The sequence below is a fragment of the Streptomyces poriferorum genome, from assembly GCF_019399235.1.
Classification (GTDB): Bacteria; Actinomycetota; Actinomycetes; order Streptomycetales; family Streptomycetaceae; genus Streptomyces; species Streptomyces poriferorum.
In genome coordinates this window covers 1-2,444 of sequence record NZ_JAELVH010000527.1, presented here as the reverse complement: position 1 = coordinate 2,444, position 2,444 = coordinate 1, and the positions used below count along the sequence as shown (strand labels likewise).

Genomic DNA, 2,444 nt, shown 5'->3' with positions numbered 1-2,444 from the left:
CGCCGGCCCGCCCCCGTCCTCCTCACCCTCGTGCGGCTGACATTTCGCCGATCATGGCACGCCGTCGTTCCGCCGTGCCCGGCGCGAGCCGAGCCTCACATGGGCTCGGTCAGCGCCTCCCGCCACTCCGGGCGCGGGTCGGCCCCCGGACTCGTCCAGTACTCCCGGCCCCGTACGATCCGTCCCCGCTCGACGGTCCAGAACGAAGCCACCCGGAACACGCCGAACGCGTCATGCGGCACCTCGACTTCGGAGACCACCTCGTTCCCGGCGGCCACGATCCGCAACACCCGAATCGACCAGCCCTCCGGGTACTCCCTGTTCACCGCGACGAAGTTCTCGTTGCCGACGATGCGCTCGGCGCTGACCGGCCACTCCACCACTACGTCCTCTGCGACCAGATCGGCGACCCCTGACCAGTCGCGCGCCTGGATCCGATCCCACAATTCCTCAACCACGCCCGGAGGGTTCATGAGGGCACCTTCGCACGGGCCACTGACACTCACATGGACGTGGCCCACGGATATGCGGTTGCCCGCCTGCGCGGCTGAGGGATGCAATATCCGGCATGGTGACTGAAGTCCGCCCGCCGCGACGCGACGAGATGGCCGCGTACTACCGGACCTTGCCGTTCGCGAACGGCATGCCGAGCTGGGAGCCCGCGGACGCCGCGTGGCACGGCGGCCCAGAGCCATGGCCTCCACAGCGCGCGCCCGCCGACGCCGATCAGCTCGAAGAGCTGGCCGCAGCCGACACTGCGGACGAGTCCTTCCACCCGATCGCGGCGTTCGCCGACGGCAGGTGCGTCGGCGCGTCGGGAACCATCTCCTTCGAGGTGACGGTCCCCGGCGGAGGGACGGTCAGCATGGCCGGCGTCACCTCCACCGGGGTGATCGCGACGCATCGCCGGCGCGGTTGCCTGCGGCGGATGATGCAGGCCATGTTCGATGCGGCTCTGGAGCGGGGCGAGCCGTTGGCGATGCTCAGCGCGAGCGAGGGCCGCATCTACGGACGGTTCGGGTTCTCGCCCGCGACCTACCGCACCCGGTGGGAGCTGGCGCGTCACGAAGCGGCCCTACTTCCGTCAGCGCCGGATCCCGGGTCGCTGGAGCTGATCGGCGCTGCGGACGCGAAGAAGGCATGGCCCCGGGTGCATGCATCCGTGCGCGCACACCGCGTCGGGGAGCTCAGTCCGCTTCCCGGGCGATGGGATGGGCTGTCCGACGAAGCGGACGGTACGAACGGACCGCTGCGCTTCCTCGTCCACCGAGACCAGCGCGGCGACGTGGACGGGATCGCCCACTTCCGACTGCCGTGGTCCCCGACCGCGGACCGGGCGGGCACGCTCGTGGTCGAAGCCCTGGAGGCGATGAACCCGGCGGCCTACCGCGCTCTGTGGGGACTGCTCATCGACTTCGACCTCACCAAGACCGTCGTGGCGCCCGCCCGCCCGCGCGACGAACCCCTGCGATGGATGCTGACGAACCCGCGGGCGATGCGCGTCACCCGCCAGACGGACAACCTCTGGGCGCGCCTGCTCGATGTTCCGCGCGCCCTGACGCAACGCGCGTACCTCACACCCGGCACGCTGCGATTCACCATCGACGACGACCGGATGTGTCCGGAGAATAACGGGACATGGCAGCTCCGGGCAGACGAGGCCGCGGTGACGTGCATGCCGACCGACGAGCCGGCGGACCTGACCGTCACGCTCTCAGCGCTCAGCGCGCTCTACTTCGGCGGCATGTCGGCGCACGACCTCGCGTACGCGGGCCACCTCACGCAGCACACCGACGGCGCGATCGGACAGCTTGCCCGGATGTTCCGGGCCGACTCCGAACCGCACAACACCTTCGGCTTCTGATGGCCTGGCCGCTCAGTGACCCTGGGGACCCTTGGCGAAGACTTCTTCGGCGGTGGTGGCGGTGGCGGCGCGTTCGAGCCACTGGTGGAGGAGTTGAGTGTCGGCGCAGGCAGTGATCTTCTCGCGGGCCGCTTCGGTGAGCGCGATGCCGCGCACGTCCAGGACCAGCAGGAGGCTGTCGGCTCGGCCTTGGGCTCGGCCTTGGGCTCGGCCTTCGTCCCTGATTTCTTCGGACATGAAGGATGTGTAGAGAGAAATATCCATGGCTCCAGACCTCTCATCATCGTGCCGCTGGGCGGCCGTCGCTGTCCTGTGCGGGCAGCGACGCCTCCGGCCGGGGCGAGGGCTACTGCCCGGTGAAGACTTCCTCGGCCGCGGTAGCAGTGGCGGCGCGGTGGAGCCACTGGTTCAGCAGGTGGGAGTCGGTGCAGGTGGTGATGGTCTGTCGGAGCTCGTCGGTGAGGGTGATACCGCGTGCTTCGAGGATCAGCAGGAGGCTCTGGGCTCGGCCTTGGTCCCTGATTTCTTCGGACATGAAGGATGTGTAGAAAGAGGTATCCACGGCCACCAGGTTCCTCCA

At 69.1% G+C, this 2,444-nt stretch carries 3 protein-coding genes and 1 pseudogene; 1 reads left to right on the top strand and 3 read right to left on the bottom strand.

Going from position 1 to position 2,444, the window contains the following annotated elements:
- Positions 1-95 precede the first annotated feature (95 nt).
- Positions 96-473 carry a nuclear transport factor 2 family protein gene (locus JGS39_RS39310; protein ID WP_219574552.1) on the bottom strand — a complete coding sequence of 126 codons (378 nt, stop codon included), beginning with the start codon at positions 471-473 and terminating at the stop codon, positions 96-98.
- Between the two features lie 95 nt (positions 474-568).
- On the opposite strand from JGS39_RS39310, the gene JGS39_RS39305 reads away from it, so the two are divergent.
- Positions 569-1,864: a GNAT family N-acetyltransferase gene (locus tag JGS39_RS39305; protein WP_236064668.1), complete on the top strand. Its 1,296-nt coding sequence runs from the start codon at positions 569-571 to the stop codon at positions 1,862-1,864.
- 12 nt (positions 1,865-1,876) lie between these two features.
- On the opposite strand, the gene JGS39_RS39300 is transcribed toward JGS39_RS39305, so the two are convergent.
- Positions 1,877-2,101: a hypothetical protein gene (locus JGS39_RS39300; protein WP_236064669.1), complete on the bottom strand. Its 225-nt coding sequence runs from the start codon at positions 2,099-2,101 to the stop codon at positions 1,877-1,879.
- A gap of 109 nt (positions 2,102-2,210) precedes the next feature.
- Positions 2,211-2,444, bottom strand: a pseudogene (locus tag JGS39_RS39295) (hypothetical protein); the annotation flags it as partial.

Excerpts from the sequence above, each read along its gene's own strand:
- JGS39_RS39310 (WP_219574552.1), bottom strand. The coding sequence starts at position 473 with ATGAACCCTCCGGGCGTGGTTGAGGAATTGTGGGATCGGATCCAGGCG.
- JGS39_RS39305 (WP_236064668.1), top strand. The coding sequence starts at position 569 with ATGGTGACTGAAGTCCGCCCGCCGCGACGCGACGAGATGGCCGCGTAC.
- JGS39_RS39300 (WP_236064669.1), bottom strand. The coding sequence starts at position 2,101 with ATGTCCGAAGAAATCAGGGACGAAGGCCGAGCCCAAGGCCGAGCCCAA.